The sequence below is a fragment of the Streptosporangium canum genome, from assembly GCF_900113865.1.
Classification (GTDB): domain Bacteria; phylum Actinomycetota; class Actinomycetes; order Streptosporangiales; family Streptosporangiaceae; genus Streptosporangium; species Streptosporangium canum.
Genome location: NZ_FOQY01000007.1, coordinates 62,583 through 81,744, shown reverse-complemented (window position 1 = coordinate 81,744; position 19,162 = coordinate 62,583). Strand labels below are relative to the sequence as shown.

15 protein-coding genes are annotated in these 19,162 nt (G+C 71.6%); 5 read left to right on the top strand and 10 right to left on the bottom strand.

Annotated features, from left to right (window positions below):
* Positions 1–28: 28 nt before the first annotated feature.
* From BM085_RS12735 to BM085_RS12720, 4 genes are all read right to left on the bottom strand, one after another.
* Complete coding sequence (locus tag BM085_RS12735) at positions 29–2,065, bottom strand: bifunctional copper resistance protein CopD/cytochrome c oxidase assembly protein (protein ID WP_093887213.1); 2,037 nt, start codon at positions 2,063–2,065, stop codon at positions 29–31.
* Complete coding sequence (locus tag BM085_RS12730) at positions 2,062–2,670, bottom strand: copper resistance CopC family protein (protein WP_093887212.1); 609 nt, start codon at positions 2,668–2,670, stop codon at positions 2,062–2,064. Before BM085_RS12730 ends, BM085_RS12735 begins: the two co-directional genes overlap by 4 nt.
* A 54-nt stretch (positions 2,671–2,724) precedes the next feature.
* A complete protein-coding gene (locus BM085_RS12725; protein ID WP_093887211.1) occupies positions 2,725–4,017 on the bottom strand; it encodes a helix-turn-helix domain-containing protein in 1,293 nt (430 codons plus the stop codon).
* A gap of 237 nt (positions 4,018–4,254) precedes the next feature.
* Positions 4,255–5,760: a PucR family transcriptional regulator gene (locus BM085_RS12720; protein WP_093887210.1), complete on the bottom strand. Its 1,506-nt coding sequence runs from the start codon at positions 5,758–5,760 to the stop codon at positions 4,255–4,257.
* A 95-nt stretch (positions 5,761–5,855) separates the two neighbouring features.
* Between BM085_RS12720 and BM085_RS12715 the strand changes: the two genes are divergently transcribed.
* Positions 5,856–8,072 carry a xanthine dehydrogenase family protein molybdopterin-binding subunit gene (locus tag BM085_RS12715; RefSeq protein WP_093887209.1) on the top strand — a complete coding sequence of 739 codons (2,217 nt, stop codon included), beginning with the start codon at positions 5,856–5,858 and terminating at the stop codon, positions 8,070–8,072.
* Positions 8,073–8,105: 33 nt separating this feature from the next.
* Positions 8,106–9,491, top strand: a complete 1,386-nt coding sequence (locus BM085_RS12710) for an NCS2 family permease (RefSeq protein WP_093887208.1) — start codon at positions 8,106–8,108, stop codon at positions 9,489–9,491.
* Here the strand turns inward: BM085_RS12710 and BM085_RS42950 are convergent.
* Complete coding sequence (locus tag BM085_RS42950) at positions 9,488–10,372, bottom strand: excalibur calcium-binding domain-containing protein (RefSeq protein ID WP_143120903.1); 885 nt, start codon at positions 10,370–10,372, stop codon at positions 9,488–9,490. The two genes, BM085_RS12710 and BM085_RS42950, sit on opposite strands and share 4 nt — an antisense overlap.
* A gap of 701 nt (positions 10,373–11,073) precedes the next feature.
* On the opposite strand from BM085_RS42950, the gene ald reads away from it, so the two are divergent.
* A complete protein-coding gene (gene ald, locus BM085_RS12700) occupies positions 11,074–12,189 on the top strand; it encodes an alanine dehydrogenase (RefSeq protein WP_093887206.1) in 1,116 nt (371 codons plus the stop codon).
* 52 nt (positions 12,190–12,241) lie between these two features.
* On the opposite strand, the gene BM085_RS12695 is transcribed toward ald, so the two are convergent.
* Positions 12,242–12,970: a thioredoxin-like domain-containing protein gene (locus tag BM085_RS12695; protein ID WP_093887205.1), complete on the bottom strand. Its 729-nt coding sequence runs from the start codon at positions 12,968–12,970 to the stop codon at positions 12,242–12,244.
* A gap of 122 nt (positions 12,971–13,092) precedes the next feature.
* Between BM085_RS12695 and BM085_RS12690 the strand changes: the two genes are divergently transcribed.
* Together BM085_RS12690 and BM085_RS12685 are read left to right on the top strand one after the other, a co-directional pair.
* Entirely contained in the window at positions 13,093–13,743 is a 651-nt protein-coding gene (locus BM085_RS12690; RefSeq protein WP_093887204.1) for a DUF305 domain-containing protein, read from the top strand.
* Positions 13,744–13,819: 76 nt separating this feature from the next.
* Complete coding sequence (locus BM085_RS12685) at positions 13,820–14,119, top strand: DUF3467 domain-containing protein (protein WP_031167651.1); 300 nt, start codon at positions 13,820–13,822, stop codon at positions 14,117–14,119.
* Between the two features lie 57 nt (positions 14,120–14,176).
* On the opposite strand, the gene trpS is transcribed toward BM085_RS12685, so the two are convergent.
* From trpS to BM085_RS12665, 4 genes are all read right to left on the bottom strand, one after another.
* On the bottom strand, positions 14,177–15,142 hold the full coding sequence (gene trpS, locus BM085_RS12680; RefSeq protein WP_093887203.1) for a tryptophan--tRNA ligase: 966 nt from the start codon (positions 15,140–15,142) through the stop codon (positions 14,177–14,179).
* A 161-nt stretch (positions 15,143–15,303) separates the two neighbouring features.
* Positions 15,304–16,362 carry a threonine aldolase family protein gene (locus BM085_RS12675; RefSeq protein WP_177245083.1) on the bottom strand — a complete coding sequence of 353 codons (1,059 nt, stop codon included), beginning with the start codon at positions 16,360–16,362 and terminating at the stop codon, positions 15,304–15,306.
* Positions 16,363–16,424: 62 nt separating this feature from the next.
* On the bottom strand, positions 16,425–17,066 hold the full coding sequence (locus BM085_RS12670) for an SDR family NAD(P)-dependent oxidoreductase (protein ID WP_177245082.1): 642 nt from the start codon (positions 17,064–17,066) through the stop codon (positions 16,425–16,427).
* Entirely contained in the window at positions 17,063–19,129 is a 2,067-nt protein-coding gene (locus tag BM085_RS12665; RefSeq protein WP_093887202.1) for a DUF6421 family protein, read from the bottom strand. Before BM085_RS12665 ends, BM085_RS12670 begins: the two co-directional genes overlap by 4 nt.
* Positions 19,130–19,162: the final 33 nt, after the last annotated feature.

Below are 19,162 nucleotides of genomic sequence, written 5' to 3'. Positions count from 1 at the left end.
TGGAAGATAGGGGGCCGTAGCCGTCCGGCTACTCTGCGCGCTCCCTCTTGTCGAGCTCGGCCAGGTAGTCGTTGTAGGCGTCGAGCTGGGCGTCTCCGGTGCCGCCGGTGCGGGCCGCGAGGGCGTCGGCCCGGCGGTCGGCGCGGCGGGCCTTGCGGTCGTCGTCCTGCCACCACTGGAAGGCCAGTGCGATCAGCACGATCAGCGTCGGGATCTCGCCGAAGCCCCAGGCGATGGCGCCGCCGGTCCGCTGGTCGGCGAGCGCGGAGACGCCCCAGGTGCGGCCGAGCTGGTCGTACCACTCACCGGCGAGCACGGTGCCCATGCTCATCAGCGCGATGCCGAAGAACGCGTGGAAGGGCATCGTGACGAACAGGAGCATCAACCTGGCGTAGTGGGGCAGCTTGTGCGGCGCCGGGTCCACCCCGATGATCACCCAGAAGAACAGGGAGCCGCTGATCAGGAAGTGCACCGTCATGGCGATGTGGCCGAGATGCTCCTCCATCGCGGCGGCGAACAGCGGGGTGAAGTACAGCGCGTAGGTGGAGACGACGAAGATCGCGGTGGCGATCGCCGGGTGGGCGACGAAGCTGACGAACCTGCTGTGCAGGATCGTGGTCAGCCACTCGCGCGGCCCCCGGTCGCCCCGCTGCGCGGCGGGCTTGAGCGCGCGCAGCGCCAGCGTGACGGGGGCGCCGAGCACCAGGAAGATCGGCACCAGCATGGACAGCGTCATGTGCTCGGCCATGTGGGCGCTGAACAGCACCTTGGCGTAGCGGGAGACGCCGCTCTGGGTGGCGATGAGCAGGATCAGCACGCCGATGAACCAGGCGACGGTGCGGCCCACCGGCCAGGAGTCGCCGCGGCGGGCGAGCCGTACGACTCCGGCGAGGTAGAGCCCGCCGAGCAGGGCGATCAGGGTGCCGGAGAACAGGTCGAGCCACCACAGCGAGGCCAGGTTGGCCGGCGAGATCTCCGGCGGCATGGGGTAGCCGAGCAGTTCGAAGGCGCGGTCGGCCGGCAGCACCGCCGGAGGCGGGGCGGTGCGGGAGAGCGCGACGGCCAGCCCGACGGTCGCGAACATGACGAGGATCTCGCAGGAGGCGAACCGGACGAAGGCCCCCGGCCCGCCGGCGGCGAGCTGGGGCAGGGTCCGCTTCCTGTGCCACCAGCCGATGGCGCCGAGCACCGCGAACGCGGCGGTCTTGGCCAGCAGCAGCAGGCCGTAGTCGGAGGTGAAGAGCTCCGAGAGCGAGGTGAGCCGGGCCAGGACGCTGAACAGGCCCGACAGTCCCACGCCGATGAAACACCACAGCGCCATCGAGGAGAACCGGGCGGCGGCGACCGCCAGGTGCGGCTGCCGGCGCAGCGCGTGGCCGCAGAGCACCGCGAGCCCGCCCACCCAGAGCGCGAGGACCAGCAGGTGCACCGCGACGCCGGTGGTCGCCAGGTCGTGGTTGGGCGAGGAGGCGGAGTGCCCGGTCAGCGCGGGAGGCAGCAGCGTGATCAGGGCGAGCAGGAGCAGGCCGCCGGCGGCGCCGGCGGTGATCGCCCCGCGGGCGAACAGCGCGATCGCCACCCCGAACAGCACCACCAGGGTGAGCGAGATGCCCTGGGAGACCTGGCTGGCGAAGCTGGTGAGCTCGTTGCCGCCGAGCACGTCGAGGACGGGCAGGCCGAGCGCGTCGGACAGGCTGAACACCATCGTCGCGGCGGCCGCGCCCGCCCAGACGAGCGCGAGCCACGAGGCTGCCCTGACGTAGACGAGGGCGGGCTTGCCGAGCAGGCCCTTGTCGCTGGGGAGGAAGGCCGTGGCAGCCAGCAGCACACCCACGGTGAGCACGCCCGCCACGTCCATCGCCAGCTTGGACAGCGGCAGCCCCCAGCGGGTGAGCGCGCCCTCGTCGGGCAGGCCGGGGATGATGCGCGGGCTCGCGCTTCCTCCGGCGATCATGGCGATCACCAGGCCGGCCACGGCCGCGGCGATGCCCGCGAGCACGAGCTTCACCGTCCGGCCCGTCTCCGCCCGCCGCTCGGCCTGGGCGGCCCGCCCCTGCCCGCTCACGGCTTCTTCTTGTTGCGCATGCTGAAGAACAGGCCGATGCCGACGCCGGTGACGCCGCCCACGATGAGCCACATCCAGCCGGGCACTCCACCCGAGGAGTCCGGCTCCTGCCCCGCCTGGGCCGCGGGGGCCGGGCTGATCACGGCCGTGGCCGGGGCCGCGCTCTCGGCGGGCGCCGGGGACGACGGGGACGACGACGGCTCGGAGACGCTCTCGGACGGCGCCGCGGAGGGCGTCTCCGGGCCGACGAGGGTGAAGGGGATCTCCCCTTCGATCGGATGGCCGTCGGAGGAGACCACCCGATAGGCGATGACGTAGTCACCGGGCGGAAGGTCGTCCTTGAGCCGCTGGGTCACCACCGCACCGTCGACGGCGGGCTTGCCGTCCTGGTGGGCGACGTTGTCCGTGGTGTGCACGACGACGTTCGGGAAGCGCACCGAGGCGCTGAACGTCAGCTTCACCTGCTCGAGGCTCTCGACCTTGGCGCCCTTGGCAGGATCACTGCTCTTGAGCGTGTCGTGGGCGAGGGCGGGCGAGGCGAAGGCCGTGCCGAGGACGAGGGCGGCGATGAGCGCGAGAACGACCGCGACAGGGGAAGTCTTCATGGCAATCCCAAGGCTACCGACGCCATCACGCGGTCCTGACCTCCCCGTCCCGGTCTAGAGTCCCACGCAGGCCAGTGCCCGCTGGTAGGCGTCCACGCTCCGGGCCGGCTCGTCGATGCGCTCCAGGATCCGCGCGGCGGTCAGCCACGCGTGGGCCGTGTAGCGGGTGATCGGCGACCGCTCCAGGCACTCCGCCCCGGCCAGCAGCTCCTGTATGGCCTTGTCCTGCCTGCCGAGCTCGGCGAGGGTCTCGCCGTGCAGCAGCCGGGCCTCGGCCTGCAGGACCTGCGGCATGCCGTCGAGCAGGTCGCAGACGGCGCGCATGTGCTCGCCGGCGCGCTCGGACTGGGAGAGCAGCAGCTCCACCCGGGCGAGGTTCATCGCGCAGCGCATCTTGTCCATCGGGTTGGCGGAGGTCTCGACCAGCTCGGACTCCACCTTGAGCAGCACGTCGCGCCAGGCCTCCGCCTCCATGGGGCGCACGGTCAGCAGCACCTGGGCGTAGTCGCCGCGCAGGCGGGCCAGCCGGCGGGGGTCGCCGTACTCGGACTGGATGGCGATGGCGCGCTCGACGTGGGTGACGGCCTCATCGGAGTGGCCGGACTCGACGGCGACGATCGCGGCGCCCCAGTGTGCCAGGGTGAGCGACTGCGGCGAGCCGAGGAGGTCGGCGGCGGCGAGCACCTCGGCCGAGAACTGACGGGCCCGGAGCAGGTCGCCGCGCTCGACGTAGGCGGCGAGGAGTTGGGCGCCCAGCCTCATCAGGTCGTCGGTCCAGGCGGGCCGGACCGCCCCGCCGATGATCTGCTCGGGGACGCGCACCGCCTGGGCCAGGTCGCCCTGCTCGCGGTAGCATCGCGAGAGCGCGACGGCGACCGCGATGTGACGCTCGGGGGCCATCAGCGCGGCCTCGTTCCGGCGGAGCGTGTTGAGCAGGACGATCGCCTCGTCCAGGTCGCCGCAGGCCTCGGTCGCCAGCGCCAGGCCGTACTCGGCGTCCTGCCTGAGCTGGGGCAGGCCCGCCAGGCCGTTGTCGGCGAGGAGCTCGGCGTAGCGGGTGCGGGCCTCGGCGACCTCGCCGTTGTCCATGGCCAGCCGGGCGTAGCTCAGCGCGAGCTCGATCTCCTGCATCTGCTCGGCCGTCACGCCGTTGATCAGATAGGTGAGGGAACAGTCGAGCTTTTCGGCCAGGAGCTCCAGCACGGAAGGGGTCGGAGTGCGCTTGCCGCTCTCGATGAGCGACACGTAACTGTCCGAAAGTTCTGGATGCGCCAGCTGCGCCTGGGAAAGGCCCCGTTGCCGGCGGACGGTCTTGATGCGCTGCCCGACCAAGTCTTGACCAGTCACGTTACCCCTTGAAAGATGTCATTCGAGCAGCAGAACCTACGACAGGAGTCTCCCCGTGCGCCGACGTCTCGCCTTGTCCGCCCTCGCCATGCTATTTACGGCCGCTTTTGCCGTCACCGGTAATGCTACGACCGCAAGCGCTGATTCGTCTGCCCCCTCAGAGGCCGCCTCTGAGTATTCTTCAGAGTGGTACACGATGCAGACCCTGGGCTGGAACCACCCGGACTAACCGAAGGATCAGTTCGCTCGCAGGGCGAGGAACAGGTCGACCCGGTCCGCCATCGCGGACAGGTCCCGTCCGGTGAGCTCCTCCACCCGGCGGATGCGGTAGCGGACCGTGTTGACATGGACGTGCAGGCGTTCGGCACAGGCGTTCCACGAGCCCACACAGTCGAGGAACGTGCCGAGCGTCCGCACCAGGTCGGAGTTGTGGCGCCGGTCGTAGTCGAACAGCGGATCCAGCGTCCTGGCCGCGAACGACCGCCGCACGTCGTCGGGGACGGTGGCCAGCAGCAGCGCGTGCGTGTAGATCTCGTCACTGGTCACGACTGCCCCGCCGCGCGCCTCCGCCAGCCGCCGCGCGTGACCCGCCTCCTCCGCGCCGCCCCGGATCGCCGACGGTCCGGTCAGCGCGGCGCTCACCCCGATCGACACCCGGATCCCGGGCAGCCCGGCCGCCAGCGCCCGCGCGCCCGCCCGCAGCGTCTCGGCCAGCTCGCCCGCGGTGCCGCCCAGCGGCACCAGCGCCACCGCCCCGTCCGCCCCCGCCGCGGCCACCACCCGGGGGCGCAGCAGCTCCTCCAGAACCTGGCCGCCGAGCCTGGCCGGGTCCGGCCCCCGGGTCGCCCCGGGCCGGGCGACGGTCGCGTTCACCACGGAGTACGGCTCCGCCGGGCCGATCCCGCAGGTCCGCAGGCCGGCGTTGAGCTCGGCCGGATCGCTCCCCGCCGAGCGGGCCAGCGCGATCAGCTGCTCGGCGAGGCGGCGCTCGACCCGCCTGCCCTCCTCCATCCTCGTCCGTTCCAGCGCGACGCAGGCCGCCAGCTCGAAGCCGAGGTCGGCCTCGCCGAGCAGGTCGCCCCCGCAGACCAGGGCCCAGCCCGCGGCGCGGTGCTCGCGGCCCACGCCGAAGAGGGTGAAGGTCCCCGAGGGGGCGCGGACCGCATGCGGCAACCGGGGGGCGCTCAGATACTCGTGCGCCAGCCGTACGGCGTCCGCCCGGTCCAGGGCGCCGGCGATGAGCGCGCCGGTGGCGGAGACGACCGCGCCCGCCATCGCGAGCTCCTCGTCCATCAGCGCGAACAGCTCCGGCAGGCCGGCGCCCTCGGCGACCGCCGCGACGATCCTGCGGTGGCGGCCGAGGGCGTCGCGCAGCTCCGCGTGCCGGGGGGTGACCATCTCCGCGACCGTCCGGAAGGAGACCTCGACGGGCACCGCCAGCAGCGGCAGGCCGTACGCGCGGCACGCCCGGACGAGGTCGTCGGGCACCGTGCCCAGCCAGGCGCTGCCGGCGCCGAGCGCGGCCACCCCGGCCTCGGCCAGGCGGCCCACGAACCGTTCGGAGTCCTCGGGCCCGTTGCGCCACATGAGGCCGGACAGCACCAGCTCCCCGCCGGACAGGTAGCGCCCGGGATCGGGCAGATCGGTGATCTGCACGCCGGTGAAGTCGCGGTCCAGGTGCTCCTCGCCCGCCAGCAGGGTGAGCCTGAGCTCCGCTATCCCGACCAGGTCACGTATCCGCATAATTGGATAAAACTACAAGAGCCGTCAACAGCCCCCTCCAGCGTTTCGTCGCGTCCGCCATGTTCACTCCTGACCTGGGCTGATGTACTGCTGTAGTGAGCGGCATCGAGACTCGGCAGGACCGGAGTCAGGGCGTCGGCGCGAGCGTCCCGCGCCCCGACGGGACGCTGAAGGTGACGGGCGAGTTCGCCTACTCCTCCGATCTGTACCTCGCGGACATGGTCTGGGGGGCGACCCTGCGCAGCCCGCACCCGTCCGCCTGGATCCGCTCGGTCGACATCGGTCCCGCGCTGGCCATGCCGGGCGTGCTGGCGGTGCTCACCCACGAGGACGTGCCGGGCGAGAAGTTCTACGGCCTGGAGCACAGACACCAGCCGGTGCTGGCCGTCGACCAGGTCCGCTACCAGGGGGAGCCGGTCGCGCTGGTGGCCGCCGACCATCCCGAGCGGGCCAGGCGGGCGGCCGAGGCGATCGTCGTGGAGTACGAGGTCCGCGAGGCGGTCGTCGATCCGCGCCGGGCCGCCTTCGACCCCTCCTGCCCGACGGTCCACGACCACGGCAACGTGCTGCGCCACCAGCCGGTCCGGGTCGGCTCCGACTTCGAGGCGCCCGTGGTGGTCACCGGGGAGTACGAGGTGGGCATGCAGGACCAGGCCTTCCTCGGCCCGGAGTCCGGCCTGGCCGTACCGGCCGAGGACGGCGGGGTGGACCTGTTCGTCGCCACCCAGTGGCTGCACGTGGACCGCGACCAGATCGCGCCCTGCCTCGGGCTCCCCCCCGAGCTGGTACGGCTGTCGCTGGCCGGGGTGGGCGGCGCGTTCGGCGCCCGCGAGGACCTGTCCATGCAGGTCCACGCGTGCATGCTGGCGCTGCGCACCGGCCGTCCCGTGAAGATGGTCTACAACCGCGAGGAGTCGTTCTTCGGCCACGTGCACCGGCATCCGGCCTGGATGCGCTACGAGCACGGTGCGACCTCCGACGGGAAACTGCTCTACGTCAAGGCGGAGATCCTGCTCGACGGCGGCGCGTACTGCTCCTCCTCCCCCGCCGTGGTCGGCAACGCCGCCTCCCTCGGGGTGGGCCCGTACGAGGTGGGCAACGTCCGGATCGACGCCTACGGCGTCTACACCAACAACCCGCCCTGCGGGGCCATGCGCGGCTTCGGCGCGGTGCAGGCCTGCTACGCGTACGAGTCGCAGATGGACAGGCTGGCCGAGGCGTGCGGCATCTCCCCGGTCGAGGTCCGCGTCCGCAACGCGGTCTCCCAGGGCTCCACGCTGGCCACCGGGCAGATGATCGACAGCCCCGCGCCGCTGGCCGACATGCTCCGCGAGCTGGCGGCCATGCCGCTGCCCGAGGCCGCCGGGCCGGACCTGCTGGACATGCCCGGCGGCGTGTCGCAGACCACCCACGGCGAGGGGGTGCGGCGGGGCGTCGGGTACGGCGTCGGCATCAAGAACATCTGCTTCTCCGAGGGCTTCGACGACTACTCCACCGCCCGGGTCAGGATCGAGCTGCTCGGCGGCGAGCCGCACGTCCTCGTGCACACCGCGGCGGCGGAGGTCGGTCAGGGCCTGGTGACGATCCAGGAGCAGATCGCCCGCACCGAGCTGGGCGTCGACAGGGTGACGGTCGCCCAGGCCGACACCTCGGTCGGCTCGGCCGGGTCCTCCTCGGCCTCCCGCCAGTCGTACGTCACGGGCGGCGCGGTCAAGGCCGCCTGCGAGGCCGTACGGGAGCGGCTGGACGAGCTGCGGGCCGACGGATCGTCGCTGGTGGAGGCGCTGGAGCGGGCCGGGGCGATCGAGGAGACCCGGGAGTACCGGCACCGGCCGACCTTCCCGATGGACCCCGTCACGGGGCAGGGCGACTCCCACACCCAGCTCGCGCTGTGCGTGCACCGCGCCGTGGTCGACGTGGACGTGGAGCTCGGCCTGATCAAGGTGGTGGAGCTGGCGGCCGTGCAGGACGTGGGGAAGATCATGAACCTGTCCGCGCTGGAGGGGCAGATCCACGGCGGCTCGGCGCAGGGGCTGGGGCTGGCGCTGATGGAGGAGATCCAGGTCGCCGGCGGGCGGGTGCTCAACCCCTCCTTCACCGACTACCTGATCCCCACCATCCTCGACATGCCGCCGATGCGCGTGTCGATCCTGGAGAACCCCGACCCGCACGCCCCATACGGCCTGCGCGGCGCGGGTGAGCCTCCCACGCTGTCGTCCACCCCCGCCGTGGCCGCCGCCGTACGGGCCGCCACCGGCCTGCCCCTGTCACGGGTGCCCATCCGCCCCCATGACATCGTGCCGAACGGGTAGGAACCGATCGTCCCCCTGCGCGAGGGGGGAGTTATGGATCGGTTCGATCGGTTCTTCGAGCTGTCGGCACGCGGTTCGACCGTCGGCCAGGAGGTCCGGGGCGGTCTCACCACGTTCATGGCGATGGCCTACATCATCCTGCTGAACCCGATCATCCTGGGCGGGGCCGTCGACGTCACCGGCGCGAAGCTGTCGATCCCGCAGCTCACCGCGGCGACCATCATCGCGGCGGCGGTGAGCACGATCCTGATGGGGCTGGTGGGCAACGCGCCGTTCGGCGTCGCGGCGGGGCTGGGGCTGAACGCGGTGGTCGCCTACCAGGCCGCGCCGTTCATGACCTGGGCGCAGGCGATGGGACTGGTCGTGCTGGAAGGCCTGGTGATCGTGGTGCTGGCGGTCTCCGGGGTGCGGCGGCTCATCATGAACTCCATCCCCCTGGCGCTCAAGCACGCGATCAGCGTGGGCATCGGGATGTTCATCACGCTGATCGGGCTGGTGGACGCCGGGTTCGTCGCGAGGGGGACGGGGACGCCGGTGCAGCTCGGCAGGACCGGCCACCTGACCGGCTGGCCGGTGGCGCTGTTCTGCTTCGGCCTGCTGCTGGTGATCGTGCTGTTCGTGCGCAAGACCCGGGGGGCCATCCTGATCGGCATCGTGGTCACCGCCGTGCTGGCGATCGTGGTCAACTCGGTCGCGAGGGTCGACCCGGCGGCCTGGGGCGTCGTGGTGCCCCGGCTGCCGGAGGCGGTGGTGGCGCTGCCGGACACCGGGCTGATCGGCCAGGTGGACGTGTTCGGCGGGTTCGCCCGCGCCGGGGCGGTGACCGCGACGGTCGTGCTGTTCACGCTGGTGCTGTCCGGGTTCTTCGACGCGATGGGCACGATCATCGGGGTGAGCGACGAGGCGGGCATGGTGGACGCCGAGGGCCGGGTGCCCCGGCTGGGGGCCATCCTGACCGTCGACGGCGTGGCCGGGGCGATCGGCGGGCTCTCCAGCGCCTCGGCCAACACGGTCTTCGTGGAGTCGGCGGCCGGTGTCGGCGAGGGCGCCAGGACCGGCCTGGCCGCCCTGGTCACCGGCGGCATGTTCGTGCTGACCCTGTTCTTCACCCCGCTGGCCACGGTCGTCCCGGCCGCCGCGGCGGCCCCCGCGCTGGTGCTGGTGGGCGCGCTGATGATGACGCAGGCCAGGAACGTGCCCTGGGAGGACCTGACCCTGGCCATCCCGGCCTTCCTGACGATCGTCATGATGCCGTTCACCTACAGCATCACCAACGGCGTCGGCGCCGGCGTGATCAGCTACACCGTCATCCAGGCGGCGACCGGCCAGGCCCGGCGGATCCCGTGGCTGCTGTGGGTGGTCACCCTGGTCTTCGCGGCCTACTTCGCCATCGAGGGCATCCGGGTGCTGATCGGCTAGACCATGTCGTCGGAGTCGCAGGCGACGCCGTCATTGTCCTTGTCGATGTACCACTTGTACTCCTTGTGGCTCTCCCGGTAGTAGGGCCCGTAGCCCTCCTTGGCCGCGGCCTTGCAGTCGGAGTACCGGGGGTCGCCCCCGTCCTCGCCGTCCTGCCCGCCGCGGGCCGCCGCCGTGGGCGCGAGGGTCGGGGCGGGGGGCGTCGTGGCGGCCGTCGTGGTCCCGGTCGTCGTGGTCCCGGTCGTCGCGGCCGTCCCCGTCGTGTCCGTGCCGGTAGGGGCGGTGCCGGTGGGGGCCGTCCCCGGTGGGGTCGTGCCGGTCGTGGCCGGCGGGGGCACGGGCTGGTCGGAGGCCGTGGGCGGGGAGACCGGGACCTGCGGGGACTGGCCGGGCGACGGCGTCACGGCGCCCACCGCGCCGCGCAGCCGGGCGACCATGGCGTCCGCCTGCTCCTTGGTGAAGGAGCCCGCGATGCTGAGGCTGTCCTCGGTGATCACCTGGGCGACGCGGGGCGCCGCCACCACCTTCTCCCCCACCACGATCGCGATCTGCTGCTTGACCGCCTCCTGGGTCAGGTCGTTGATCTGGTCGCGGAACGCGGGGGCGAACGCGATCCTGACCGAGTAGGCGCCGCTCTTCTCCAGGACCGTCTCGATCTTGTGTACGGCGGTCACGCTTACTCCCCCGGCGAGGGTGTAGCAGGTCTGCCCCGTGTCGTCGGGCACGCCCTCGGGGGTCGCGCAGGGGCCGGACTGCGAGCCGGTCACCGGGGCGAAGTGGATGGGGACCGACAGGCGGCGGGGAGGCGGCGCGCCGAGCGGCATGTCGGGGTTCCTGGTCATGAGCACCGCGAGGGTGCCGAGCACGCCGGTGGTCAGCACGACGACGACCAGGGCGGCGATCAGGACGACGGTGGTGACCCTGCTCGCCCTCGGGTCGCCCGGCGCGCCCCCGCCGGGACCGCCCCCCTGCCGCGGCCCCTGCGGGCCCGGGGGAGAGCCGGGCGGCGTGGGCCCCTGAGGCCCGGCCGGCCCGTGACCCCCGTGAGGCCCGGCTGGAACCCCGGGCGGCCCCGCGGGGCCATGTGGCCCGCCCGGGGTTCCAGCCCCACCCGGAGCGCCGTACGGCTCCGTCGGGGAATCCGGGGGCCCGGCGGTGAGGTGCGGCTCCGTCGGGGAACTCGGGGGCCCGGCGGTGAGGTGCGGCTCCGTCGGGGAGCCGGGTGACCCCGCCGGGGGGCCCGGGGGCCCGGGGGCGGCGTGCCGCCCGGCCGGGGCGCCGGAGGCACCCGGAAGATGTCCGTGAGACCCGGGTGGAGGTCCCTGCGGCACCGGCGGATCACCCGGACCCGCGTGCGTCTCCATCGTCATCTCCCGTATCCCTCGCATTTGCTCGCGGCGAGCCTACCGATCAGCGAAAGGACCGGGTAACCGGACAGTAAAGCCGGCCCCGGAAACCCAATGATTCACAGAGCTTGACAGTCCGTCATCATCGATGGTCGATTCTTTCCATCTTGCACATGGTGGTCCTTTTCCGGGGAACGCAGAGTGAAGAAGACACAGGCGCGAATCCTGGAGGAGCCGTGAAGATCGCAGTTCCCCGCGAGGTCAAGAACCACGAATACCGGGTGGCCCTCACTCCCGCGGGAGCCCATGAGTTCGTCAGGCACGGCCATCAGGTCTTCGTCGAGAGAGACGCCGGCACCGGATCCTCGATCCCCGACTCCGACTTCCGGAGCGTGGGCGCGATGATCCTGGACTCGGCGGACGACGTGTGGGCCGAGGGCGACCTGGTCCTGAAGGTGAAGGAGCCGGTCGCCGAGGAATACCACCGGATGCGCAAGGGGCAGGTGCTGTTCACCTACCTGCACCTGGCCGCGTCCGAGGAGTGCACCCGCGCCATGCTCGAATCCGGCGTCACCGGCGTCGCCTACGAGACCGTGCAGAGCGCGAACGGCTCCCTGCCGCTGCTGGCCCCGATGTCGGAGGTGGCCGGACGGCTCGCCCCGCAGGTGGGGGCCTACCACCTGATGCGGCCCGAAGGCGGGCGCGGCGTGCTCATGGGCGGGGTGTCGGGCGTGCACGCGGCGAACGTGGTGGTGATCGGCGCCGGGGTGTCCGGCATGAACGCCGCGGTCATCGCGCTGGGCATGCAGGCCGAGGTGGTGCTGCTGGACAAGAACATCGACCGGCTCCGCCAGGCCGACATCATCTACCAGGGCCACTGCCAGACGGTCGCCTCGAACAGCTACGAGGTCGAGCGCGCGGTCCTGGCCGCCGACCTGGTCATCGGCGCGGTGCTGGTGCCCGGCGCGAAGGCGCCCAAGCTGGTCAGCAACGAGCTGGTCTCGCGGATGCGGCCGGGTTCCGTCCTGGTCGACATCTCCATCGACCAGGGCGGCTGCTTCGAGGACTCCCGGCCGACGACCCACGACGCGCCGACCTACCGGGTGCACGACTCGATCTTCTACTGCGTGGCCAACATGCCGGGCGCGGTCCCGCACACCTCGACCTACGCGCTGACCAACGTGACCCTGCCCTACGCCCTGGCGATCGCCGACCTGGGCTGGCGCGAGGCGCTGAGGAGCGACCCGGCGCTGGCCGCCGGCCTGAACACGCACGAGGGGCATCTGACCAACCAGCCCGTGGCCGAGGCTCACGGGCTGGAGGCGATGCCCCTGGAGCGGGTGCTGGTCTAGGGAGCGCCCCGGCCGGTACGGCCCGCGCCGGGCGCGGACCGTACCGGTGACGTCAGGAGCTCGGCGAGGCGCTGGGCGACGAGGTCGCGTCCGGGGCCGTGGACGGCTCGGGAGCGGTGGAGGCGCTGCTGCTCGGAGCCGCCGTGGGAGCGGCCGTCGGGATCGGGGCCTCGGCGGTGGTGGTGTCCACGCCCCTGTCGCAGGAGGCGCCGAACTCGGGGGTCTCGGCGCTGTTGTTCCTGTACTTGGCGATGTACTTGGCCAGGCGCGGGTCGTCGGCGCTGTCCACCTTGAGCTGCTTGTTCCAGGAGCTGGCCACGACCTTGGCGGGCAGGCCGGGGAAGGGGCTCAGGAGCATGTACTCCTTGGAGGCCAGCTTCTTCAGCGTCTCCACCTGGTCCTTGGGCAGGTCCGGCTGGTAGGTGATCCACACGGCGCCGTGCTCCATCGAGTGGACGGCGTTCTCGCTGTTGACCGGCTTGTCGTAGACGCCGCAGGTCTGCCAGGCCGAATTGTGCTCGCCGCCGAGCGGCGGGGTCTCCTTGTAGCTGACCTGGGTCTCGACGTGCGCGCCTCCCGGGTACTTCGCACTGGTGACGGCGTCCAGCGAACTGGTCGCGCGTTCGTTGATCAGGTAGAAGCCGACCAGCCCGGCGAGCAGGACGATGACGGCGCCGCCGGCGCCCCACATGAGGAACGCGGTCCTGCGCTCCTTACGCTTCTGTTCCTGACGCATCCGGGCGATGTGTTCCCGTCTCGCCTGCGCCTTTTCCTTCGTCATCGACCCTCCAGCCGGCCACCAATTTCGGGTCACACTATGCCCTACCGGCGTGTGTGGAGGATAAGCGAATCACAATGCGTGATACACCGACGATTGCCGACAGTGGGTAGTCTGGGCAGGCGATGGAGACCCCTGCCCAGAAACCCCCGAAGACGAGGCGCCGCGTGGCGCTCGGCGTGCTGCTCGGCTGTCTGGTCGTGGCAGCGGTCCTGCTGCTGGTCGTCGGCAGGACCACGGCCCCGACCGACGCCTCGGCCGAGGCGGGATTCGCCCGCGACATGTCCGTCCACCACGCCCAGGCCGTCGAGATGTCCTTCATCGCCAGGGACGGCAGCCAGGACGAGGCACTGCGGCGGCTCGGCTACGACATCATCGTCACGCAGACCGCCCAGCGCGGGATGTTCAGCGGCTGGCTGCAGCAGTGGGGGCTGAACCAGTCCAGCGAGCGGCCGGCGATGGCGTGGATGGCCGGTCACGGCCACGACGGAACGGCCCGGACCTCTGCCGCGATGCCCGGCATGGCCGGCGAGGAGGAGCTCAAAAGGCTCCGCGAGGCCGCCGGCAAGGAGCAGGAGATCCTCTTCCTGCAACTCATGATCCGCCACCATGAGGGCGGTGTGCAGATGAGTCAGGCACTGTTGAAACTGTCGGACCGCGACGAGGTGGCCACGATGGCCGGGCACATCGTCAACGGTCAGGCGGGTGAGATCAAACTGATGACCGACATGCTGAGGCAGCGCGGCGCCCAACCGCTGCCTTCCATCCTTAGATAGCGTCGGCGCGTCCCTGCACTGCCGGTTTCCGGCCAGGGCAGCATGGAGCCAACCTGGCCGGAGGAGACAGAAGATCATGGTGAACGACGAGCCGGAGAACCGCCTGGAGGTGAGCATCTCCGCCGAGGTCGAAGCGGGGCAGTACGCCAACTTCGCCTCCGTCTGGCACACCCAGGATGGCTTCGTCCTGGACTTCGCGGTGATCACCAGACCACCCCAGCTCGCCAACGACCCCTCCTCGGGACAGCACTTCGTCAGTGTGCCGACCCGGATCGTCAGCCGGATCCGGATCCCCCCGAGCCAGGTGTTCGAGCTGATGAAGGCCCTCGAACAGCAGCTCACCGCCTACGAGAACGAGACGAACCACAAGAACTGATCCGCGGGGGCCGGCCGTCCCGGCGCGGCGGTCCTCCCGCGGATCAGCGGACCTCCTTCAGGGCAGGCCGATCGCCTTGCGGGCCGCGGCCACCAGGCCGGCGGTGCGCTCGACGGCCTGCGCGGCCCCGGCGTCCAGCAGGCGCGACAGCTCGGCGGGGTCGGCCGACAGCTCCGTGTGGCGCTCCTGGATCGGCCGCAGCGTCTCCACCACGGCCTCTGCCGTGTCCCGCTTGAGCGCGCCGTACCCCTCGTAGGAGAGCGACTCGATCGGCTGCCCGGAACAGACCGCGAGCAGGGTGAGGAGATTGGAGACGCCCGGCTTCCCCTGGAGGTCGTAGCGGACCTCGTCGTCGGAGTCGGTCACCGCACGCATGATCTTGCGGCGGATGTCGGCGGGCGGGTCGAGCAGGTAGACCGTCCCGGCGGCCGAGCCGTCGGACTTGCCCATCTTCGAGGTGGGCGCGGTCAGGTCCATGACCCTGGCGGCGATCGGCGGGTGCGCGGCCTCGGGCACGGTGAACGTCTCGCCGTAGAGGCGGTTGAACCGCAGGGCCAGGTCACGGGTGAGCTCGACGTGCTGGCGCTGGTCCTCCCCCACCGGCACGAGGTCCACCCGGTGCAGCAGGATGTCGGCGGCCATCAGCGCGGGATAGGTGAGCAGCGACAGACGGACCTCCTCCTGGTTGGCCGATTTCTCCTTGAACTGGATCATCCGCCGCATCTCGCCGAAGTAGGCGGTGCTCTCCAGCAGGTAGGCGAGCTCGGTGTGCGCGGGCACCTGGGACTGGATGTAGACCAGTGAGCGGTCCAGACCGGAGGCGAGCAGCAGGGTCGCCGCCTCGCGGGTGCGGGCGCGCAGGCGCTCCGGGTCGTGCTTGATCGTCAGGGCGTGCAGGTCGGCGACCGCGTAGACGCAGTCGGCCTCGTCCTGGAGCCGTACGGCGGGCAGGATCGCGCCGAGGAGGTTGCCGAGTGTGAGGTGGCCGGTGGGCTTGAACGCCGAGAAGACGCGCTTGGTCATGGTCACTCCTTGCTGGGAAGGGGACCGCCGCGCGCCGGGCCGTACCCGGAAACGGAGAACGGCCGCCGGTTCACGGCGGCCGTCTGGTTGCGCAGTCGAGGCTGGCTAGCGGGTCCGCCGATGGGCGGCCCGCCACAGCCCCAGACTGTGCTTGTTCATGCTCAGGAGTGTATCTCCTCCGCCACGGCGGCGGCAAAGGCGTCCACGTCCGCCTCGGTGGTGTCGAACGCCGTCATCCAGCGGACCTCGCCGGTGGCCTCGTTCCAGGTGTAGAAGCGGAAGCGTTTCTGCAGGCGCTCGGTCACGTCCGGCGGCAGGATCGCGAAGACCGCGTTGGCCTGCACCGGGCGCGGGACCTCCACGCCGGGGATCTCCCGGACGGCGGCGGCCAGCCGCTGGGCCATGGCGTTGGCGTTGCGGGCGTTGCGCAGCCACAGGTCCCCCGCGAGCAGCGCCTCGAACTGGACCGAGACGAACCGCATCTTGGAGGCGAGCTGCATCGAGGTCTTGCGCAGGTAGCGCAGGCCGCGGACGGCGTCGGGGTTGAGCACCACGACGGCCTCGCCGAACATCAGCCCGGCCTTGGTGCCGCCGAAGGACAGCACGTCCACGCCCACGTCGGTGGTGAACGCGCGCAGTGGCACGTCCAGCGCGGCGGCCGCGTTGGTGGCGCGGGCGCCGTCGAGGTGGACGAGCATGCCGAGCTGGTGGGCGTGGTCGCAGACCGCCTTGATCTCGGCCGGGGTGTAGAGCGTGCCCAGCTCGGTGGTCTGCGTGATCGAGACGACCTTGGGCTGGGCGCGGTGCTCGTCGCCGAAGCCCCACGCCTGCCGGTCGATCAGGTCGGGGGTGAGCTTGCCGTCCGGGGTGGGCACGGTCAGCAGCTTGAGCCCCGCCGACCGCTCCGGCGCCCCGCCCTCGTCGGTGTGGATGTGCGCCGACTCGGCGCAGACCACCGCCTCCCAGGGCGCGGTCATCGCGCGCAGCGCGACCACGTTGGCGCCCGTGCCGTTGAACATCGGCCACGCCTCGGCCGTGGGGCCGAAGTGCCCGCGGAAGACCTCCTGCAGCGCCCCGGTGTAGACGTCGTCGCCGTAGGAGGTCTGGTGCCCCTCGTTGGCGAGGGCGATGGCCTGGAGGATCTCCGGGTGCACCCCGGCGTAGTTGTCGCTGGCGAAGCCCTTCACCAGCGGGTCGTGCCTGCGGATCGCGTCCGTCACTTCTTTCCCCTCAGCGAGGCGGCCGGTGATACGGTGACCGGCCGCCGTGGTGCCTGTCACGCTCACTCGCGGGTGAGGTCCAGCCGGGTGCCGTTGGCGTCGGTGTCCCAGAGGCCGTCGATCGCCCCGGCGAGGTCGTCGACGTCGGTGAAGCCCGGGAACTTCCGCTCCGGGGCGGCCTCGCGCATGGCCTCGTTCACGAGCGCCTTGACGACCAGGATATTCGCCGTGGCGTTCGTGCCCTCCAGGGCGTCGGCGAAGGCCAGCGTCCAGGCCTCGGAGGCGGCCTTGGCGGTGCCGTAGGCGGCGTTGCCCTGGGTGGGGCGCTCGGCCGCCTTGGCCGAGACGATGGCGAACCGGCCGCGCTCGCTCGCCTTGAGCAGCGGCTCGAAGGCGAGCGTGACGTGCTGGAGGGTGCGGACCAGCAGGTCGTGCAGCAGGTCCCAGTCTTCCAGCCTGGTCTCGGCGAAGGTCTTGGACCCGCGCCAGCCGCCGACCAGGTGGACGATCCCGTCCACCCTGCCGTGCTCGGCCTCGATGTCGCGGGCGAGCCGCTTGACGGCGTCGAAGTCGAGCAGGTCGACCGCGAGCGTGCCGTCGGCGCCGGACTTGTCCACGCCGATGACCGTGTGCCCCTTGTCCGCGAAGCGGCGGACGACGGCCTGGCCCGCGGGGCCCGCCGCGCCGGCAACAACAATGATCATGCTCGGATCCCCTTCGTGGATGCGACGACGTCGCCGAGCTTACGGCGCAGGGCCTCGTAGAACATGCTCAGGGGGAACTCGTCGGGCAGCACCGCGTCCACCACGGCCTTGGGGAAGCCCTCGACCGGCAGCGCGTCCACGCCGCGGTTCCAGACCGAGGCGGGGTGCGGCTCCACGTAGGCCGCGACGAGCTGGTGCGCGGCCAGCCAGTGGGCGAGCTTGGAGCGGTCGATGCCGTCGCGGTAGAGCTTCTCCACCTCGGCGCGCAGGTCGGCGACGCCGTCGGCGAGCCGGCTCCAGTCCACGCTCAGCCGGTTGTCGGTCCACCGGACGATGTCGTTGCGGTGCAGGTAGGCGAAGAGGAGCTGGCCGCCGAGCCCGTCGTAGTTGCGGACCCGGTCACCGGTGATCGGGAAGCGGAAGAGCCGGTCGAAGAGGATCGCGAACTGGACGTAGCGGGCGTGCGGCACGCCCTCCCGCTCCAGCTTCACGGCCTCGCCGAACGCGGTGAGGTCGCAGCGGAGCTCCTCCAGCGAGTACAGCCAGTACGGCATGCGCTGCTTGATCATGAACGGGTCGAACGGCAGGTCGCCGTGGCTGTGGGTGCGGTCGTGGATCAGGTCCCAGAGCACGAAGGTGTCCTGGGCCAGCTCCTGCGACTCGATCAGCCGGGCGGCGTCCGGCGGCAGCGCCAGCTTGAGCGTCGCGGCGGCGGCCTCGCTCACCGCGCGGAACCGGGCGGCCTCGCGGTCGCAGAAGATGCCGCCCCAGCTGAAGCGGGACGGGGTCTCCCGGACGGCGACGGTCTCGGGGAAGAGCACCGCGGAGTTGGTGTCGTAGCCGGAGGTGAAGTCCTCGAAGGCGATCGGCACGAACATCGGGTTGTCGTAGCGGGTGTTCTCCAGCTCGGCCAGCCACTCGGGCCAGACGGTGCGGATCCAGACGGCCTCGATGTAGCGGAAGGTGGTGCCGTTCTGGGTGTACATCGGGAAGACGACCAGGTGCTCCAGTCCGTCCACCCGCTGGGTGTCGGGGTGGAAGGCGTTGAGCGAGTCCAGGAAGTCGGGCACGCCCAGCCCCTGCTCGACCCACTTGCGGAAGTCGGCGACGACCGCGGCGAGGTAGGCCTCGTCGTGCGGGAAGCGCGGTGTGAGGCCGTCGACGTGGTCGACGATCTCGGAGATCAGCGCCACCGCCCGGTCGCGGTCGCCCTCGATCGAGCCGTCCTTGGCCTGCAGGGGCTTGAGCGCCTCCACGGCGTCCTTGAGTCCCCGGAAGGCGGCGCGGGCCTCCGACTCCTTCGCGGCCGCCGGGGCGGGGACGCGCGCGGCCCAGGTGACGAGGTTGCCCCAGAGCGCGGCGTGGTCGTAGTCGCCGATGGAGTCGTCGCCGAACAGGTCGGAGTCGGCGAGGACCACGACGCGGCCCTTGCCGTGCCGTACGGCCACCGCCAGGGGCCGGCCGGCGGGGTCCGCGGTGGGCGACGTCCGGAACAGGACGGTCGCGTCCTCGGGGGCGACGAGCACGCCCGCGCGGTAGAAGCACGCGCGGCGGGCTCCGGCGAGGAGGTCCTGGCCGCCGGTGTCGCCGGGGGAACCCAGGACCCAGGCGGCCACGCCGTTGTGGGCGCTCCGGGGGTCCTGGACGGTGGTGTGCTCGACGCCAACGCCGAAGCGGGCGAGCAGCTCCTCAAGGTTGCTGCCGTACTTCTCCTGCTCGCACTCGGCCAGGACGACCAGGCCGCCACCGTCGGCCACGTAGGCCTCGACCGCGTCGAGCTCCTCCACGGGGAAGACGGGGCTGCCCAGGCCGGTGGTGCGCTCCCAGCGGCCGGCCGAGGGGTGCGCGATCACGAAGACGTCGTTCGGGCCCAGCAGGGCGGGGGTGATCGGCCCCTCGGTGTGCGCGGCCACGGTGTGGCCGAGGCGGCGCAGGATGCCGGCGGCCCGCACGTAGCTGTTGTCGTCGGGATGCCCGGGATTCATCGTCTCGGCCACATCCCGCCGGATGGTCCACGACTCGCTGTGCGCCTCGTCGAACAGTACGCGCGGGAAAGCTCTCACGATAAATCCTCCCTCAGATGAGACCTAATGACG